Origin of the sequence: Anaeromassilibacillus sp. 1001302B_160321_C8, assembly GCF_015554745.1 — a bacterium.
Taxonomy (GTDB): domain Bacteria; phylum Bacillota; class Clostridia; order Oscillospirales; family Acutalibacteraceae; genus Anaeromassilibacillus; species Anaeromassilibacillus stercoravium.
The window spans coordinates 26567-44713 of record NZ_JADNJD010000006.1 but is presented as its reverse complement, the minus strand read 5'-3'; the positions used below and the strand labels follow the sequence as shown (position 1 = coordinate 44713).

The 18147-nt window shown below is 50.8% G+C and carries 15 protein-coding genes; 5 read left to right on the top strand and 10 right to left on the bottom strand.

Translation table 11 applies throughout. The features are described from left to right. Positions 1-972, bottom strand: a 972-nt coding sequence (locus tag I2E77_RS05665) for an alpha-amylase family glycosyl hydrolase (protein ID WP_207738199.1), incomplete at its 3' end; no start/stop codon positions are given. Positions 973-1041: 69 nt separating this feature from the next. After that, positions 1042-2970, bottom strand: coding sequence for an extracellular solute-binding protein (locus I2E77_RS05660; RefSeq protein ID WP_195450789.1), 1929 nt, complete (start codon positions 2968-2970; stop codon positions 1042-1044). Positions 2971-3134: 164 nt separating this feature from the next. Here I2E77_RS05660 and I2E77_RS05655 point away from each other — a divergent pair, with 164 nt between their 5' ends. Beyond that, positions 3135-4643: a response regulator gene (locus I2E77_RS05655; protein ID WP_191395495.1), complete on the top strand. Its 1509-nt coding sequence runs from the start codon at positions 3135-3137 to the stop codon at positions 4641-4643. Position 4644: 1 nt separating this feature from the next. Continuing rightward, positions 4645-6384 (top strand): sensor histidine kinase, encoded by a 1740-nt coding sequence (locus I2E77_RS05650; RefSeq protein ID WP_195450788.1) that lies wholly within the window; start codon positions 4645-4647, stop codon positions 6382-6384. On the opposite strand, the gene I2E77_RS05645 is transcribed toward I2E77_RS05650, so the two are convergent. The 7 genes from I2E77_RS05645 to I2E77_RS05615 form a co-directional block, all read right to left on the bottom strand. Beyond that, on the bottom strand, positions 6369-7076 hold the full coding sequence (locus I2E77_RS05645) for a GNAT family N-acetyltransferase (RefSeq protein WP_087233157.1): 708 nt from the start codon (positions 7074-7076) through the stop codon (positions 6369-6371). The genes I2E77_RS05650 and I2E77_RS05645 overlap by 16 nt on opposite strands. Before the next feature lie 96 nt (positions 7077-7172). Then, a complete protein-coding gene (locus I2E77_RS05640) occupies positions 7173-8189 on the bottom strand; it encodes an electron transfer flavoprotein subunit alpha/FixB family protein (protein ID WP_087233467.1) in 1017 nt (338 codons plus the stop codon). A 49-nt stretch (positions 8190-8238) separates the two neighbouring features. Continuing rightward, complete coding sequence (locus I2E77_RS05635) at positions 8239-9021, bottom strand: electron transfer flavoprotein subunit beta/FixA family protein (protein ID WP_087233154.1); 783 nt, start codon at positions 9019-9021, stop codon at positions 8239-8241. Positions 9022-9050: 29 nt separating this feature from the next. Next, on the bottom strand, positions 9051-10190 hold the full coding sequence (locus I2E77_RS05630; RefSeq protein ID WP_087233151.1) for an acyl-CoA dehydrogenase: 1140 nt from the start codon (positions 10188-10190) through the stop codon (positions 9051-9053). 39 nt (positions 10191-10229) lie between these two features. Further along, positions 10230-11069, bottom strand: a complete 840-nt coding sequence (locus I2E77_RS05625; protein ID WP_087233148.1) for a 3-hydroxyacyl-CoA dehydrogenase family protein — start codon at positions 11067-11069, stop codon at positions 10230-10232. 90 nt (positions 11070-11159) lie between these two features. Further along, entirely contained in the window at positions 11160-11936 is a 777-nt protein-coding gene (locus tag I2E77_RS05620; RefSeq protein ID WP_087233145.1) for an enoyl-CoA hydratase-related protein, read from the bottom strand. Positions 11937-11956: 20 nt separating this feature from the next. Continuing rightward, on the bottom strand, positions 11957-13144 hold the full coding sequence (locus tag I2E77_RS05615; RefSeq protein WP_087233142.1) for an acetyl-CoA C-acetyltransferase: 1188 nt from the start codon (positions 13142-13144) through the stop codon (positions 11957-11959). Positions 13145-13469: 325 nt separating this feature from the next. Here I2E77_RS05615 and I2E77_RS05610 point away from each other — a divergent pair, with 325 nt between their 5' ends. Continuing rightward, positions 13470-13652 carry a hypothetical protein gene (locus I2E77_RS05610; RefSeq protein WP_087233139.1) on the top strand — a complete coding sequence of 61 codons (183 nt, stop codon included), beginning with the start codon at positions 13470-13472 and terminating at the stop codon, positions 13650-13652. 115 nt (positions 13653-13767) lie between these two features. Then, positions 13768-14781 (top strand): aspartate--ammonia ligase, encoded by a 1014-nt coding sequence (asnA, locus tag I2E77_RS05605; protein ID WP_087233136.1) that lies wholly within the window; start codon positions 13768-13770, stop codon positions 14779-14781. A gap of 60 nt (positions 14782-14841) precedes the next feature. Here the strand turns inward: asnA and glgB are convergent, their stop codons facing one another. After that, a complete protein-coding gene (gene glgB, locus I2E77_RS05600; protein WP_087233133.1) occupies positions 14842-16764 on the bottom strand; it encodes a 1,4-alpha-glucan branching protein GlgB in 1923 nt (640 codons plus the stop codon). Positions 16765-17463: 699 nt separating this feature from the next. On the opposite strand from glgB, the gene I2E77_RS05595 reads away from it, so the two are divergent. After that, on the top strand, positions 17464-18141 hold the full coding sequence (locus tag I2E77_RS05595) for a polyphosphate polymerase domain-containing protein (RefSeq protein WP_195450787.1): 678 nt from the start codon (positions 17464-17466) through the stop codon (positions 18139-18141). The last annotated feature ends 6 nt before the right edge of the window (positions 18142-18147 follow it).

The window sequence follows — 18147 nt, the reverse complement described above, 5'->3', positions numbered from 1 at the left end:
TGCGTCAAGACGGAAGCCGTCCACGCCTTTTTCCAGCCAGAACTGGCCGGCATTGATCATTTCCTCATGTACCGCCGGGTTGTCATAGTTCAGGTCCGGCATTCCGCCGCCGAACAAGCCCAGATAGCGGTAACCCGGGGTTGCTCTCCACTGCTGCCATACGCGTTTATTGCCGGAATGTGCGTCGTCCGTCGCGTTGTTGTCTTTATCTTCGTCGTAGTCCGTGCTCTTCTCAATCTTGAAATAGTCGCGGTACGGGCTCGTCTCCGGATTGGTAATTGCATCCTGGAACCACGGGTTGCCGCTGCCGCAATGGTTTACCACCAGATCCATAATGACTTTGATCCCATGCGCATGCGCTTCATCCAGCATATTCTCAAAGTCTTCCATCGTGCCATAGTCCTGCTCCACGCTGTAGTAGTCTACCGTATCGTAACCGTGGTAGCTGCCAGACTCGGTAATTGGCATCAGCCAAATTCCCGTGATACCCAGATCCTGCAAATAATCCATCTTGCTGGCCAGGCCGTTAAAGTCACCGATGCCATCCCCGTCGGAATCGCAGAATGCGCGGACAAAGATCTCATAGAAATTGTCCGAAGGCTGTTCATCGATGAGGCCGGTCGGGATTTCCTCCCAGTAGGCATACACGGTGATGCTCTCTGTCACCGGGGTATCGATATAGAACAGGCTGCCTTCTCCGTTCGGCTCCGTATACCAGCCCTTAAACGCATAACCGGGCTTCGATGGATTCTCCGGCAGCAGGACTGTGCTTCCCGCGGTGGTCTCGATTGGGGCCAGCTCGGACCCCCCTTGTGAATCAAATGTTACTGTGACAGTATCTCCAGCCGAGGCTGAAACGGCCGTTCCTATACTGCCAACCTGTTCCTGCGCAGCGAGTCCGACGCTACAGGTAGAAGTTGCCATTAGTAACGCAAGCATTAGGGCGGTAATTTTTCTGCCCATTTTTGACATGTTTAACCCTCCTTGTCTCAATCGTCCCTTTTGCAAGTCCATATTCTTGTCACTCCTTTCTTCTTTTTTCTAAAGATATAGTTGGACTTGCCCTTTGAATTCGTCATCATCTTCGTTCAACGAATTCATTTGTTTTTCGGTAATTTTATTGTAAACCGGGAAGGTTCGCCAGTAAATATAAAAAAAGTACAATACACATTGAAATTTCATGCATTTTATATACCGTCCTTTTTTATGCTTCGAATTCATGCTATGATAAGAATCAGAAAGCAGGCAAACGGCCAAAACCATTCGCCTGCTGTCAGGTCGATTATCTTGTGTATGAAGCCGGTTGACCTCTCCTGTCACGAGGTCTCCTCCTGCATCCAGCCATTCTTCTACAAAGGCATCAAATGCTTCCAAAGGGGCTTCGCCCGTAACAATGCGAAGCATCATTTCTTGCTCCATTTCTTCAAGGGCTGGCCAATATTTCCGCATAATATCCGTCTCTCGCACAAATACAGGCGTCACCCTCTTGATAGGTGTCTCCATATAGAGATGGTAAGCTTCTATGTAAGATTTATATTGCTGCCAATCCCACGGAGAAGGCGTTTCTCCTTCTTCCAAGGCCTGCAAATATGCGGTTATTTTCTGAAAGTTTGACTTGTGGGTTGCATTCAATTCATCCACCTGTATTTCTCCCCGGAGCGCTTGATCCAAGGTGGCACCAGAGCGGGCAAACGAATCATCATATCCAATATGCATATTGAGCAGCATTCCATCCCGGTTTAACTGGTTTTTAAATTCTGGTTCCACGTCCTGCACGTAATCGAACTGCACGCTTGCCATCTTGATGGCAACTTCTGGATGCGAATAGCCCTTGCGGACAACAATGTAGCTGCTATTGGGGTTGCCCTCGAACATCGTTATATATCCATTTTCATCTTTTGGCACGATATACGGCGTCCAATCGGCTTCTGGATTTTTCAATAAACATTCCGGAAGGACTTCACTGCTCCAATAGTTTCCAAAGAAGGCCCCACTGATGCCTTCGGCCAATAATTCTTGGCAATCCTCTTCCGTCCGCAAAAGGAATTGCTGGTCGAGAAGCCCTTCTTGATACAATTTAGCGACTTCCGCCAACGCATTCTTCATCTCCGGCTGAATGGAACCATAGGCAACCGAGCCGTCCTCCTGCTCCATCCACTGTTTCGGAAACGCCCCATAAAGGGTAAACACACTGTTGAGCATATATAATCCGCCGGAATCCCCCGCAATTTCCGGGCTGCACACAAGGCCAATGGTCTTGCCTGGACCATTCCCTCCCGGGTCCTCTTGTATAAAGCGGCGGAGAATCTGTTCAATGTCCTCCATCGTCTCCGGGGCTGGAAGGTTCAGCTTTTCCATCCAATCCTTGCGCAACCACAATACCCCCGGCCCATGCGACATTTCGGTCGTGGGCAAGGCCATTAACCGCTCATCAAATGTCGCCGCATCCAGGCATGCGCCGCCATAGGAGTCATAGATTTCTTTGATGTGGTCACTGGCGCAATTCTCATAGGCCTCTGTTAAATCTGCGATCTGCCCAGATTCATACAACCGCAGAAGCTGTTGCCCATTGACCGTTATAATATCTGGAATATCCCCGCTGACAATGGCCATTGAAACTTTCTGCTGGAAATCCTCTTCACTTTGGACATCAAAGGCGTTGGTAAATTCAATATTTAGGAAGTCTGCTAAAAAGCGTTGATACGTCCAGACGTCATCCTGTAACGCCTGTTCCAATGTATACCCGTTGCTCTTTCTCCCTACGGTACAGGCTACCGGCTCCGGATATTTGCCAAACGGGGTATGCGCGGCAGTCTCCCAGGAAAGGCCTTCTTCCTCCTGCTCTTGATACAGCGAAGCTTCTGCAACTTTTTCTGTCTCTTTCGTTGTCCGGTCACATCCTTGTAGAATCCCCACCATTAGGATTAGGAACCAGGCGCATATTTGGTGTATCTTTTTGGTCTGTTTCACTCCGGACACCTCTTTCTTGGGTTTCAATGTTTTTATTATATAAAGAGTCCCTTGCCTTCAAAATTTTCTCATGGAATTTAATAAAAAACTTTCAAGATTCCTTTGGATTTAATGGGATAAAATTAAAATAGATGGATTATTTTAATAAGAGAGGAGTTCCTTCTATGATACATATGTTGGTTGTGGATGATGAAGCGGAGGAACGGGAAGGGATTCTCTTTCTGCTTCACAAATATGGCTTCAATATGGAAACCGGCCAAGCCCCCAATGGGAAAGCGGCACTCGACTACCTAAAGAACCGCGCCGTCGACATCCTGTTTACAGACGTGCGGATGCCCTTTATGGATGGGCTCACTCTCGCTAAAGAAGCGCTGTTGCTACAACCCAACATCCGGGTGATCCTATTTAGTGGGTTTAGCGAATTCGAATATGCCAAGACCGCTATTTCGCTGGGGGTCCGGGAATACATCCTTAAGCCAGTAAACGTCGAGGAATTCTGCACAGTTATGCAACGGGTTTCCGCAGAAATCCTTTCCCGCCGGTCGGAAGAAGAACGGAACAACCGCCGGATTGCTTACGCGCGGGAACATCTTCTCTATTCCTTAGTCAACGGTACTCCCTTGGAAACATTGACTGCGGAAGCCGGGGCCCTGTTCGATCTAGGCTTTTTGAATCAATATACCAACATGGTCTTGCTAGAGTTCAACCGGAATTTTTTCGATCACGCTGGGCAAGAATTCTCTGAGGAACTTTCGCAACTGCTTCCCCTTCCCTTTGACTATCTCAACTTAAACCCCTGTGAAAGCCTGTTGTTCTTTTCCAATGCTGCCAATCGGACCGATTGGGCTTCTTTGTCCGCTGACATCCGGCGGTTTATCCAACAGCGCTATCGTGTGGATGGTTATCTGGCCTTCAGCGAAGATTTTTCAGGAGCTTCTGAGATCCCGACGGCCTTTGAATCCCTGGAACAGGCGTTGGAAAACCGCTTTTTTCTCCCAGACACCTATGTGTTCTCTGCTTGTGCCTCCTCTCAAAAATTAAACAGCGGTTATCAAGATGTCTCTTCCCTGTTTACTTCTTTGGAAGCGGCCCTGCAAGAGCACAATTTGGATGCCGTTCATAGAAACATACAACTGCTTTGCGACGCATATGCTGGTCAAACCAATCTTTCTCACTTATATGTAAAATTTGTGTTTTCCAATTTGCTACGGGATGTTTCTATCCATTGGGCCCATTTCTCCGAAGAAGAACTGTTTCGGAAAGTAGAATCCATCTACCAAAGCAACAGTTACCAAGAAATAGCCAATATTCTAGAACAGAATTTAGAACATCCTAACATGGAATCCCATGCCCCATCCAACTACGTTGAAACCGTCAAGCGATATATCAGCAAACATTATGACCAAGAGCTCAATCTGGAAAACCTCTCAGAAATCGTCTATTTGTCTCCCCGTTATCTGAGCTCCATTTTTAAAAAAGAGACGGGATATGGGCTTAATAAATATATAAAGGCATTCCGCATGGAAAAAGCAAAAGAGCTTTTGGAAACCACCCACATGAAAGTTGTAACTATCTGCAATGCCGTTGGATATTCCAATGTATCCTATTTCATCCAGAGCTTCCGTGAATATTTTGGAAGCAGCCCTGAAAAATTCCGGCAAAAGGAAGATTGATATGAAGTCTCCTATCCACTTATTGAAGGACCTCACGTTCCGAAAAAAAATCATGCTGTGCTTTTTGCTGGTTAGTATTATCCCCGTGGCAATCCTCGGGCTATTTTGCTATCAACAAACAAAGGCTTTGTTGGTTTCACAAGAAGAGGCTAACCTGCAATCCTCCTTGCAGCAGGCTGCCGACTCCCTGGACAACCAGATCCAGATCTATAACAACCTCTCGGACTATTTGGCCTTTGACTCTGATCTAAACGAATCAGCCAATCGTATCTATACCAATTACATGGAACTCTATGATGTCTATAGCAAAACAATCAGCCCTCTATTTTTATCTATGAAAAACCTTCATGACGATGTGGAGCGAATCACCTTATATTCTGGCACCAATATGGAAAAACACGGCAATATGGTGATCCCCCTACAAGATGCCGAAGGGGAGATCTGGTATGAACCCAGTATCCAATCTTCTAAAATCAATTGGTTTGTGCCGGCGGAGGACATTGTCTGCGCTGTCCGGCGTATGCCTGAACCAGACAGCGGCGGAACTGCAAAAAATCTTTTGTATATCGAAATCGACTCTCAAAAACTCTTTTCCTCCTTTTTGGAGCTATCCAAAAATTCCTGTGGAATCTATCTGGTCGATTCCAATGGAAGCGCTGTATATTCTGAAATCTTTGCCGGCCTCGATGTGAGTGAAGTTCCACCGTTGGAGACTCTTTTAGATTCCGATTCTTCTTCCATTACCTGGAACTCTTCTGATTACACCGTAATTCAAGCAAACATTCCTTCCTGTGGCTGGGATGTTTACCTGTATAAGCCAATCCATCTTATTACAGATGCAGCCACCCCCATCGTTTTGACCGTTGCTTTCATTATTATGCTTTGCTTAATCCTGGTGGTCTTGATCGGATGGCTGCTTTCCCATGCGGTGGTCAGCCGGATTGAAAAACTTCAAAAGACCATGCAGCAAGTTGAGGGAGGCGACATGGGGGTAACGATCACCAGCGAATCCCACGACGAAGTTGGGGATCTAATTCGGAGCTTTCAGAAGATGCTGGATAAGATCAACGCCCTGATCAATGAGGTCTATACGGGGAAGCTTGCACAAAAAGAAGCGGAAATGCGTGCTCTTCAAGCGCAGATCAATCCCCATTTTTTATACAATAGCCTGTCCCTCATCAATTGGAGGGCCATCCGTGCAGACGCCCCTGATATCAGCGAAATGGCGCAGCTCCTGTCTACATTCTACCGAACCACGTTGAATAAGGGAAAACAGCTTACATCTGTAGCAGACGAGCTGAAAAATACGCGCTCCTATATCGATATCCAGCGGATCATGCATAGCGGCCAATTCGAAGCAATCTATCAAATCGAAAAAGGGCTTGGCGAATATCTGATGCTGAATCTTCTCCTACAACCTTTGGTGGAAAACGCCATTGTCCATGGCTTGGACCAGCGTCCGGACGGCGGGGGAATCCTCCGGATCACTGCCGCACATAAAAAGGACACCATTGTCTTCATGGTAGAAGACAATGGTGTCGGAATCGATCCACAGGCCCTTCCGAACCTGTTGACACAGGATTCCGGCGGGTATGGGATCAAAAATGTCCATGAGCGTATTCAACTCTATTACGGCAAAGAGTTTGGCCTTACTCTGGAGAGCAAATTATCGGTTGGAACACGCGCCACCCTGACAATCCCTGCGCGCAGAAAAAATTTTGAATCTCAACTCAACCAGTAGCAGGTCTTTTCAGAGAAGGTCATCCCAATCTTTTGTTGCAAATGCATAGAGGCGAGATTGCCCACAATGACCTGCCCGTAAGGGGTCCATCCCTTCTCCTTGATCCGATAAATGGCGTACGATTCCAGTACGAAGGCTAACCCTCTCCGCTGGTACTCCGGCAAAATCTCCAACATGCCGAGCGATCCCTCTGCGTGCATGCCGATAAACCCCGCCGGCTTTCCTTCCACAAAGATGCCATACATTTCTCCGGAATGCAGGCGTTGGAGCAGGTAGTCCTCGTCCGTCACCATCTTATAGTGCTGATGCACAAACGGAAGGGCCGATTCATCCAAAGAATGAATGTCCCACCCTGCTTCGCGGTTGGGATGCGGCGCTTCCGATTTTAAATAAGCGGCTTGGTAACACCGTTCCCCGAAGGAAAGGTTCAAAGCCGTCGATAGGAACTCTCGATAAAAATCCTGATGGCAAACCAACAGATCTGTCCCCTGTAGAAGCGGCAGACATTCCCGAAGGGCGCCTTCTGTTTCCACACTCAATTGACACGTCCCGGACGGTTGATCGCGCAAGAGAACCCCCGTCTCTGACACATAAAGGCACTCTGCATTCCCACGCCGGATGCATTCCAGCATATCGATGTGAAGGAGCGGGTCCTTTTCCAAAAAACGGACGGCCTGTTCCAATTGTTTCATCTGTATCGTTCCCCCCACTTTAATCCTGAAATGACATAACCCAACAAAAAAGCCCCTGGGATTTCCCAGGGGCCAATTTTATCCAGAAAGAAACCCTTACGCGTTGCGCAGAGCCAGTTCTTCCTTGAGCTTCTCTGTGAAGAGCGGCAGAATCTTGGTCACGTCGCCAACAATGCCGTAATCCGCTACTTCGAAGATCGGCGCGTTCTCATCCTTATTGATCGCAATGATCACGTCGGAATCCTCCATGCCGGCCAAGTGCTGGATAGCGCCGGAGATGCCGCAGGCAATGTAGAGGTTCGGGCGAACGGTCTTACCGGTCTGGCCAACCTGTACATCTTTCTCAGCCCAGCCTGCATCGACACACGCTCTGGACGCACTCACCTCGCCGCCGAGGACGTCCGCCAGATCACGCAGGAGCTTGAAGTTCTCCGGGCAGCCCATGCCACGGCCGCCGGAAACCAGAATCTTGGCATCCTGGATGTCGATCTTGTCGCTGACCTTCTTTACAACGTCAAGCACTTCTACATACTTGTTGTTCTTCTCAAATCCAGGATCGTACTTCTCAACCGGAGCTTCTGCGCCGTCGATCGGCTTAATCTTCTGCATAACGCCAGGACGAACCGTCGCCATCTGCGGACGATGCTCCGGGCAGAGGATGGTCGCCATGATGTTGCCGCCGAATGCCGGACGGGTCATCTTCAGATTCTTCGTATCCGGATCGATCTCCAGCTTCGTGCAGTCGGCGGTCAGGCCGGTATGCACGCGAGCAGACACGCGCGGCGCCAGATCGCGGCCGATTGCCGTTGCGCCATAGAGGACGACTGCGGGCTTGTACTTCTCAATCACGCTGTACATCGCGTGTGCATACGGCTCCGTGGTATACGGCTCCAAAGCCTCGTTGTCGACCAGGATGATCTTGTCCGCGCCATAGCGGGCAAGCTTCGGGCAGAGGTCTTCTACCTGATAACCGAGCAAAACTGCGGTCACTTCTGTTCCCAGATCCGCAGCGAGCTCCTTGCCTTTGCCGAGCAACTCATAAGAAACGCCAGTGATTTTATGATCCACCTGCTGGACGAATACAAATACGCCCTGATAATCCTGTAAATTCATTTTTTGCTCACCACTTTCAATATTCTCAGTTGTCATCACAAACTACAAATTAAATAATGAACTTTTCCTTGAGCTTCTCGATCATGTAGTTGGCGGACTCTTCCGGATCGAGCTGGACAACTGTGCCAGCTGCCTTCAAGCTCTTCGTGAACGTCTGGAACACTCTGGTGGGTGAGCCCTTCAGACCGATATTCGCCTGGTCAACGGTAATATCTTTCAGGCCCCAAACCTTAACTTCTTTTTCTCTGTAAGCATCAAAGATGCCGCCGGGCGTCATATAGCGGGGCTTATTCAGCTCGGTCAACGCGGTGATCAGGCAGGGCATCTTTGCCTTGACGATATGATAACGATCCTCATACTGACGCTTTACAATCACAGAATCGCCCTCGACCTTGATCTCTTCCGCATAGCTGATGTTCGGAATGCCGAGATGCTCGGAAATCTGCGGGCCAACCTGCGCCGTATCACCGTCGATCGCCTGACGGCCGGTGATGATGAGGTCATAATCCAGGTTCTTAATAGCAGCAGCAATCGTCGTGGAGGTTGCCCACGTATCTGCGCCGCCAAACGCTCTGTCGGAAACCAAGATGGCTTCGTCTGCGCCCATTGCCAGCGCTTCGCGCAGCGCTGCGTCCGCCTGCGGCGGGCCCATGGAGAGGACCGTCACATGCGCGCCCATGGAGTCCTTCAAGCGGAGAGCCGCTTCGAGACCTGCTTTATCGTCCGGATTGATGATGCTCGGCACGCCTTCACGAATCAGGGTACCGGTCACCGGATCCAGCTTTACTTCATTGGTATTCGGAACTTGCTTAATGCAAACTACGATATTCAAAGATTTTCACTCCTTTTGGCCTTTATCGACTATTTAATTACATTCGAGGAGATAACCATGCGCTGTACTTCGCTGGTGCCTTCGTAAATTTCCGTGATCTTTGCGTCGCGCATCATGCGCTCAACCGGGTACTCTCTCGTGTAACCATAGCCGCCAAAGAGCTGTACCGCCTTGGTGGTTACTTCCATCGCAACTTCAGCAGCGTACAACTTCGCCATTGCTGCCTCGACGGAGAAACGCTTCTTGGTATCCTTTGCAATTGCCGCACGGTACACCAGATAACGGGCAGCCTCTACCTTCGTCGCCATATCTGCGATCTGGAACTGCGTATTCTGGAACTTCGCGATCGGACGGCCAAACTGCTTTCTTTCCTTTACGTAAGCAATGGTCTCTTCCAGCGCGCCCTCAGCAATGCCCAAAGCCTGCGCTGCGATGCCGATTCTGCCGCCGTCCAACGTCGCCATAGCGATGCTGAAGCCCTTGCCTTCCTGTCCCAAGAGGTTCTCCTTCGGAACGATGCAGTTCTCGAAGATCAGCTCTGTGGTGGAAGAACCGCGGATACCCATCTTCTTCTCCTTGGTGCCGATGCGGAAGCCCGGGAAGTCCTTCTCTACGATGAACGCGGAGATGCCCTTCGTGCCCTTGCTCTTATCGGTCATCGCGAAGATGATGTAGACATCCGCCTCGCCGCCGTTCGTGATGAAAATCTTGCTGCCGTTGAGGACATAATGATCGCCCTCCAAAACAGCCTTGGTCTGCTGGCCGGAAGCATCCGTGCCTGCGCCGGGCTCGGTCAGGCCAAACGCACCCAGCATCTTTCCGGAAGCCAGCGGACGCAGATACTTTTCTTTCTGCTCCGGGGTACCGAACTTCTTAATCGGGTCCGTGCCCAGGGAAGTATGCGCGGAAACAATAACGCCCGTGGTCGCGCAGACCTTGGAGAGCTCTTCCACGCACAGCACATAGGTGAGCGTGTCACAGCCCTGGCCGCCGTACTCCTTCGGCTGCGGAATTCCCATGAAACCGAGCTTCTGCATCTTTTCAACGGTCTCTCTCGGGAAGTGCTCCGTCTCGTCGACTTCCTGTGCAAGAGGTTTTACTTCATTCTCCGCAAACTCTTTAAAGAGCGTGCGGGCCATTTCCTGTTCTTTGCTCAGTACGAAATCCATACCTGTTCCTCCAAATCAAAATTTACGCCAAATCGTTTCTTATTTGGTGTAATCGTAGAATCCCTTGCCAGTCTTCTGGCCGAGCTTGCCAGCGCGGACCATCTTTCTGAGCAGCGGATGCGGACGGTACTTCGGATCGCCCGTCTCAGCCTGCAGAACTTCCATGATCGCCAAGCAAACGTCCAGGCCGATCAGATCGCCCAAAGCGAGCGGGCCCATCGGATGGTTTGCACCGAGCTTCATCGCGGTGTCGATGCCCTCAACAGAAGCAACACCGTCTGCATAGATGCCAACTGCCTCGTTGATCATCGGGATCAGGATGCGGTTTACAACAAAGCCAGCTGCCTCGTTGACCTGAACCGGGGTCTTGCCGATGGACTCGGAAACCTCGATCACCTTCTGAACGGTCTCCGGGCTAGTGGTCTCGCCTGCGATGACTTCCACCAGCTTCATAACCGGAGCCGGATTGAAGAAGTGCATGCCGACAACTGCTCTGTCAAGGCCATTGGAGATTTCTGTAATGGAGAGGGAGGAAGTGTTGGTTGCAAAGATGCAATCCTTCTTGCAGATGCCTTCCAACTGCTTGAAGATTTCCTTCTTCAGCTCCATCTTTTCCAGCGCAGCCTCTACAACGAGGTCGCAATCTGCAACGATTTCATTCGTACCAGTGGTGATCTTCGCCAGGATTGCATCCGCAGCGGCCTGCTCCATCTTGCCCTTCGCAACTCTCTTGTTGAGTCCCTTTGCGATCTTTGCCTTACCGTTTTCTGCCCACTCTGCCTTCACGTCGCAGAGCTTTACTTCATAACCTTCTGTCTGAGCAAATGCCTGTGCGATGCCGGAGCCCATGGTTCCTGCGCCGATAACACCAATTTTCATAATAGAAACCTCCTATAGTAATCTTTATGTTGGCCCGCACCGGTATCGCCCTCTTTCGAACGCAATACCGGTGCGGATGATGAATAAAACTTATTTATTGACAAAGGGTTCGGGCTTCCGCTTCTCAACAAAAGCCGTCATGCCGTTTTTCTGGTCTTCCGTCTCGAAGCAGCTGCCGAAGAGCTTCTCCTCGATGACAATCGCTTCGTCCATGTTGACCTGCAGGCCGTCGTTGATGGCCTTCTTGCAAGCGCGCACCGCGATCGGTGCATTGGCGGAAATCCGCTCTGCCAGCTTCATCGCAGCGGGCATGAGCTCCTCTGCCGGATACACGGCAGAAACCAGGCCCAGGCTGAGCGCCTCCGGCGCCTTGACCTTCGTGCCGGCATAGATCATTTCCTTTGCCTTGCCCACATTGATTGTACGGGCAAGACGCTGCGTGCCACCGAAGCCGGGGGTAATACCCAAGCCGGTCTCCGGCTGGCCGAATACGGCGTTCTCCGCGGCAAGACGGATGTCGCAGCTCAAAGAGAGCTCGCAGCCGCCGCCGAGGGCGAATCCATTGACCGCTGCGATCACCGGGATCGGCAGCGTCTCGATCTTGCGGAATACATCGTTGCCCTTCTTGCCGAAGGCCTCGCCTTCCGCCTTTGTCAGCGTGCTCATCTCGCCGATGTCCGCGCCGGCAACGAAGGACTTCTGGCCTGCGCCTGTGATGATCAGGCAACGGGTGGAATCCAGATCAATTGCATCCAATGCTGCGTCGAGATCCGCCAAAACCTCGGAATTCAACGCGTTCAAAGCTTTTTCACGGTCGATCGTCAGCACGCCGACGAAGCCGTTCTGCTCATATTTAATATAGCTCATCGTTTAAACGCTCCCTGCTCTTATTTGTAGTTCTTTACGATGGAGGCAACGCCCATGCCGCCGCCGACGCACAGCGTCGCGAGGCCGTAGTTGGAACCTCTCTTCTTCATCTCATGCAGCAGGGTAACCAGGATACGGCAGCCGGAAGCGCCGACCGGATGGCCCAGAGCAATTGCACCGCCGTTGACGTTGACCTTGGACATATCAAAGTTGAGGTCCTTCGCAACCGCCAGGGACTGCGCCGCAAACGCTTCGTTTGCCTCGATCAGGTCCATATCCTCAACCGTGAGGTTCGCTCTAGCCATTGCCTTCTTGGTAGCAGCAACCGGGCCAATGCCCATGATGGACGGCTCAACGCCTGCGGAAGCGCCCGTGACCCACTCAGCCATCGGGGTAACGCCCAGCTCTTTGGCCTTCTCTTCGCTCATAACAACGATTGCAGCTGCGCCGTCGTTGATACCGGAAGCATTTGCAGCGGTGACCGTGCCGCCATCGGGCTTGAATGCCGGGCGGAGCTTTGCGATGCTCTCAGCGGTAACACCAGCACGCGGGCCCTCGTCCTTTGCGAACATAACAGTCTCCTTCTTCATCTTTACCGGAACGGGAACAATCTCATCATCAAAACGGCCTTCTGCCTGTGCCTTTTCGCACTTCTGCTGGCTGCAAGCAGCGAACTCGTCCTGCATCTCACGGGTCAGGCCATACTTCTCAGCAACATTCTCAGCGGTGATGCCCATGTGGTAGCCGTTGAATGCATCCCAAAGTGCATCGTTGACCATAGTATCGATCATGGTAGCATTGTTCATGCGATAGCCAAAGCGAGCTTTGGTCAGCGCATACGGAGCGGAGGACATGTTCTCCATACCACCAGCGACCACGATATCCGCTTCGCCAGCCTCGATCATCGCAGCAGCCATGTTCACGCATTTCAGACCGGAACCGCAGACGTTGTTCAGCGTCAAAGCCGGAACTTCGATCGGGATACCTGCATTAACAGCAGCCTGGCGCGCAACGTTCTGGCCCTGGGCAGCCTGCAGAACGCAACCCATCAGAACTTCATCCACCTGGTCAGGCGCAACATTTGCTCTCTTGAGAGCTTCTTTGATCACGATGGAGCCAAGCGTGGCAGCCGGAACGTTTGCCAAAGCGCCGCCCATCTTGCCGATTGCAGTACGTACAGCACCTGCTAACACGATTTTCTTAGACATGATTTTGTTCCTCCATTTCATAATTCACTAACCCGCTCCAACCAAATGTTTCACGGGTCAATCTTCTAATGAATCATTGCATGTTAAATATATCACAATCAATCCGAATATGCAAGGGATTCTATTGCGATTTCGAAGAAAAAAATCATTCTTGTTACAAATTCGCCACTTTCTGTATTTCTTCCGCCCAGCTTCGTTCAAATTGCCGAAACTACCGCTACAAACCGCATTGTGAAGCATTTTCTGCATGTGTGTAACGATTTTGTAAAAGATAAAAGACGCCCATGCTTTGCCCTGAATCCCTTTCAGAAAGGAGGCTTTACTTTTGGAAGACGCCTTGTATGATTTTTTGAAGGAAAACCGAGAAGTACAACGCTTTTTCATGTCCCTCCCCGAACCGCTGCAAAACGCCATGTCCGGCAGTATTCCGGCCACACCGTATACAAAGCCCTATGTGTCCTATATGAACTTATTATTAGAACCTGAAAATGAAACTTCTTCCCTTTAGGATTGCAAAAAATCCCATTTTGGTTTATAATAAGGCGTAAATTTTGCACGTTCAGCCGCGGTATCTCTCTTTATTCCAACTTCCGCGCTGTCATTTGAGAAAGGATGAACCAAGCATGGCTTTGAGCAACCTGATTTTACCGAAAGATTACACATCGAAGCTCGATATTATAGAGACCGAAATCGCAATCAAGCTCGCGAAGGATACCTTCGAGCGCGAGCTAGCCTCCGCCCTCTCCCTCACACGTGTATCCGCCCCCTTGTTCGTACAGCCGGAGACCGGCCTCAACGACGACCTCAACGGAGTGGAGCGGCCAGTGCAATTCGATGTGGCAGACATCCATGCCGACGTTCAAATTGTCCATTCCCTTGCCAAATGGAAGCGCATGGCGCTCGCCCGCTACGGGTTCCGCGCCGATACCGGCCTCTATACGGATATGAATGCCATCCGCCGGGATGAAGAGCTCGACAATCTCCACTCCGTCTATGTGGACCAATGGGACTGGGAGCGCGTCATCACTGCGGAAGAGCGCACCATGGAGACGCTTCAAAGCGCTGTCCATGCCATTATGGGGGTCCTGCATAAAACTCAAGCGGTCCTGACGGAGCGGTTCCCGGTTCTCGATTCCTATATTCCCGAGGAAATCACCTTTGTCTCCAGCCAGGAACTGGAAGACCGTTACCCGGATCTGACGCCGAAGCAGCGGGAGGACGCCGCCGCCAAGGAATACGGCGCGGTCTTTATCTCCCAGATCGGCGGCGCATTGAAATCCGGAAAGCCGCACGACGGCCGCGCTCCGGACTACGACGATTGGTCCCTGAACGGGGACATCATCATCTGGTATCCCATCCTGAACCGTGCGCTGGAACTCTCCTCCATGGGAATCCGCGTCGATGCGGAGGCGCTGCGCAAACAGCTTGCTGCGGCAGGCTGCGAAGAACGCGCACAGCTGCCGTTCCACAGCATGCTGTTGGAGGGCCGCTTGCCGCTCACCATGGGCGGCGGCATTGGGCAATCCCGCATTTGCATGGCGTTGCTGGAAAAAGCGCATATCGGCGAAGTCCAGGCGTCCGTCTGGCCGGACAGCATGCGCAACGCCTGTGAAGGTTATGGAATCCATCTTCTTTAAAAGCCAATCAAAAAAGAACCTTATAAAAAAGGAGCGGTTGTACCGCTCCTTTTTTGCGTTCTATTCCGTTTTCTCCAATTCCTCTGCAGGACTTTTCTTGGGGACTTTCTTGGCGGGCCGCTCACCTGGCCTCGCTGCACGGGTCGGCGGCACGGTGGTTGCAATCCGTTTGAAGATGCAGGAAGCAAACGGTGCCAACGTGATGTCCAAGCAGTATTTGCCGCCCCGCATCTGGGCACGAAGCTCGCCTTCATTCGTCTTGCCCTTCCCGCCAAACGGCAGTGCATCGGTATTCAGCATCTCCGCATAGACGCCATAATGATCGACCATCAGCGGGTAATGCATGTGCATGCGGTTCGAAAAATTGATGGCAATGTACAGTTCTTCTTTCGCCAGGTCGCTACGTTTATAGGCAAACACGCACCGGCTCGCATCGTTGACATCCAGCCACTGGAAGCTCTGTGCATTGTAATCCTCCTGATAGAGGGCGCTCTCCTCCAAATAGAGATGCTGCAACACCCGGAAATAGTTCCAAAATGCGTCGTGCGCGGGATAGGTCAGAAGATTCCAGCCGAGTTCCTTCTTCTCATCCCATTCTTTAAACTCCGCCAGCTCATTGCCCATAAAATTGAGCTTTTTCCCCGGATGGGTAAACATATAGAGATAGAGGGTGCGGAGCTGATGGAATTTCTCCTCGTAATTTCCTGCAATTTTATCGATGATGGTCTTTTTCCCATGTACCACTTCATCGTGGGAGAACGGCAATAGATAGATGTCGTTGTAAAAATAGCTCATAGAGAAGCTGATTTTTGTATGCACGCCCGGACGCTGCGCGGGGGGCACCGATAGATAATCGAGTGTATCGTTCATCCAGCCGAGATCCCATTTGTAGTCAAAGCCCAAGCCTCCATATTCTACCGGCGCCGTCACCTTCAAATAATTCGAAGAGTCCTCTGCAATGAGCATAACATTTGGATGGCGCTTTTGAATGGCATAATTGCACGTCTTCAAGAACCATATGCCGCTTTCGTTTACCGCGTCATTGGTATTGCCGTTGCGGTAAATCAAATTTGCAACAGCGTCATACCGCACGCCGTCAAAATGATAATATGTCAGCCAAAAGTCCACCGCCGACCGCAAAAAACTGATGACATGTGGCTTTGAGAAGTCAAACAGCACCGTTCCCCACTCGCTGTAGCGCTGATCCTCATACTCGCTCTCATAGACAAATCCGCCGTCAAATTGGTGCAGCGCATAAAAATCGGAGACAAAATGGGTCGGGACAAAATCCATAATCACGCCAATCCCCTGCTCGTGGCAGCGGTTCACAAAATGCATCAGCTGTTTCGGGTTCCCATACCGGCTTGTCGCGCTGAAATAGCCGGTCACCTGGTATCCCCAGGAACCGTCAAACGGATGCTCCGTCAAAGGCAACAATTCGATGTGGGTGTATCCCATCTCTTTTACATAGGGGATCAGCAATTCCGCCAGCTCATCGTACTGATAGAAGCGTTCGTCCTCCGGCCGGTCCTTAATCTTCCAGGAACCCGCATGTGCTTCGTAGATACTCAGCGGCCGGTTATAATTCTTGTTGCGGGTGCGCATCCAATTTCCATCCGTCCAGGGAAAATCGTTCAGGTTGTAGACATAGGAGGCTGTGTTTGGCCGCAGCTCGCTGTAAAAGGCAAACGGGTCCGCCCGGTCATAGGCTTCCCCTGAAGCAGTAAAGATCCGGTATTTATACATGTCCATCTCCTGGATCCCCTGCACAAAGATCGTCCAAACGCCGGAGGGCAATCGCTCCATATCGTAGCCTGTCCACCCGTTAAACGACCCGATCAACATGACCCGCGAGGCATTCGGCGCATAGACCGTAAACCGTGCGCCATCCTGGTCGTATTCATGGCTAAAATGCGCGCCAAATTCCTGATAGCCGTCCAGGGACGCCCCCTGCAAATATGCGTCAATCCTGTTGATATCCATCCGCTCTTCTCCTCTCTCAGGGGATTCGCAAATTCCCCTTTGCAAGTTTCAATCTATTGTGTCCCTAATATATCATATTCCACAAAAAAAATCTATATCCCATTTGTTTTTTCAACAAGTAATTGATAAAAGATGAAGCAAGGCGAATAATTTCTCCCCGGCCCTTGTTGCTGGTAGCCCCGTGGCGAACGCCAGGGAGCCAACCTATGATGGCAGAAACCAGCCGCAATATCACCGACAATTTCTCCTTGCTAGACGCAGCTTTTATCCTCATGGATTGATTATCGACACCCCATGGGACGGATAGAATCTCCCTTTTAATTAGCTTGAACTAACAAGGAGCGTCGCTTGCTTTCCTGGAAAAAGCACCATGATTGTTTGAATCATATCTGCTGTACGGCAAGCGTCCCACAATGATCTTGATCAAAAAGGAGGAGCAATCTGCGCCTTTCGTTTTTCCTCGCAAACCAACGAATGGTTTTCCATAGATAGAAACGTAAAATCCGCCGCATACCCACAAAATGTCAAAGTATGTTGGCAAAATCAAGCGGGGAATGCTCGCAAATTTTTGTCATTTCAGGTTTATTTCAGTCTGATCCTGTATTCTATTGTAAAAAGCAGGTTAAATCTCCCCATTGGGTAAAAAGAAAGGGAACCCCGCCACAGATGCGAAAGGGTTCCAGAAAGGAGCGTTGCCAAATGCAATTCCGGCACGAATGGAAGCATCTCATCAACTATGGAGACTATATCGAACTGAAACAACGCCTGTGTGCGGTCCTCTCCCCCGACCCCCACGCAGAGCCCAACGGAACATATTCTGTCCGCAGCTTGTATTTTGACAACGTCTGTGATAAGGTGCTGCGGGAAAAGTTGAACGGGGTAAACAACCGGGAAAAATTTCGCATTCGCTATTACAAGGACGATCCATCGTTTCTGCGCTTGGAAAAAAAGCAGAAAACCGGCGGCCTATGCAGCAAGCTGACCGCGCCACTCACCCAAGCAGAGGCGCAGTCCATTGTGGAAGGGAAGTGGGCATGGATGAAGGATGCGGCCGGCCGGCCTCTCTTGACGGAATTATACCAAAAGATGCTCTATCAAGGACTGCGCCCTAGGACTATCGTGGAATACCTCCGCGAACCCTTCCTCTATCCGGCCGGAAATGTGCGCATCACGTTGGACCATCACCTGCGCACAGGAATCCGCTGCGTTGATTTTCTGAATCCCGAGTGTCCTCTGGTTTCCACAGGAGATCCCTCTGTCATTCTGGAGGTGAAATGGGACGAATTCCTCCCCACACTGGTGCAGGATCTCGTCCAAATTCCAAACCGGCGCGTGACAGCCTTTTCAAAATACGCCGCCTGCCGTCTTTATGGTTAAGATTGA

Bases quoted from the DNA above. Each gene is read 5' to 3' on its own strand.
- I2E77_RS05655 (WP_191395495.1), top strand. From the start codon at position 3,135: ATGATACATATGTTGGTTGTGGATGATGAAGCGGAGGAACGGGAAGGG.
- I2E77_RS05650 (WP_195450788.1), top strand. From the start codon at position 4,645: ATGAAGTCTCCTATCCACTTATTGAAGGACCTCACGTTCCGAAAAAAA.
- I2E77_RS05645 (WP_087233157.1), bottom strand. From the start codon at position 7,076: ATGAAACAATTGGAACAGGCCGTCCGTTTTTTGGAAAAGGACCCGCTC.
- I2E77_RS05640 (WP_087233467.1), bottom strand. From the start codon at position 8,189: ATGAATTTACAGGATTATCAGGGCGTATTTGTATTCGTCCAGCAGGTG.
- I2E77_RS05630 (WP_087233151.1), bottom strand. From the start codon at position 10,190: ATGGATTTCGTACTGAGCAAAGAACAGGAAATGGCCCGCACGCTCTTT.
- I2E77_RS05625 (WP_087233148.1), bottom strand. From the start codon at position 11,069: ATGAAAATTGGTGTTATCGGCGCAGGAACCATGGGCTCCGGCATCGCA.
- I2E77_RS05620 (WP_087233145.1), bottom strand. From the start codon at position 11,936: ATGAGCTATATTAAATATGAGCAGAACGGCTTCGTCGGCGTGCTGACG.
- I2E77_RS05615 (WP_087233142.1), bottom strand. From the start codon at position 13,144: ATGTCTAAGAAAATCGTGTTAGCAGGTGCTGTACGTACTGCAATCGGC.
- asnA (WP_087233136.1), top strand. From the start codon at position 13,768: ATGGCTTTGAGCAACCTGATTTTACCGAAAGATTACACATCGAAGCTC.
- glgB (WP_087233133.1), bottom strand. From the start codon at position 16,764: ATGGATATCAACAGGATTGACGCATATTTGCAGGGGGCGTCCCTGGAC.
- I2E77_RS05595 (WP_195450787.1), top strand. From the start codon at position 17,464: ATGCAATTCCGGCACGAATGGAAGCATCTCATCAACTATGGAGACTAT.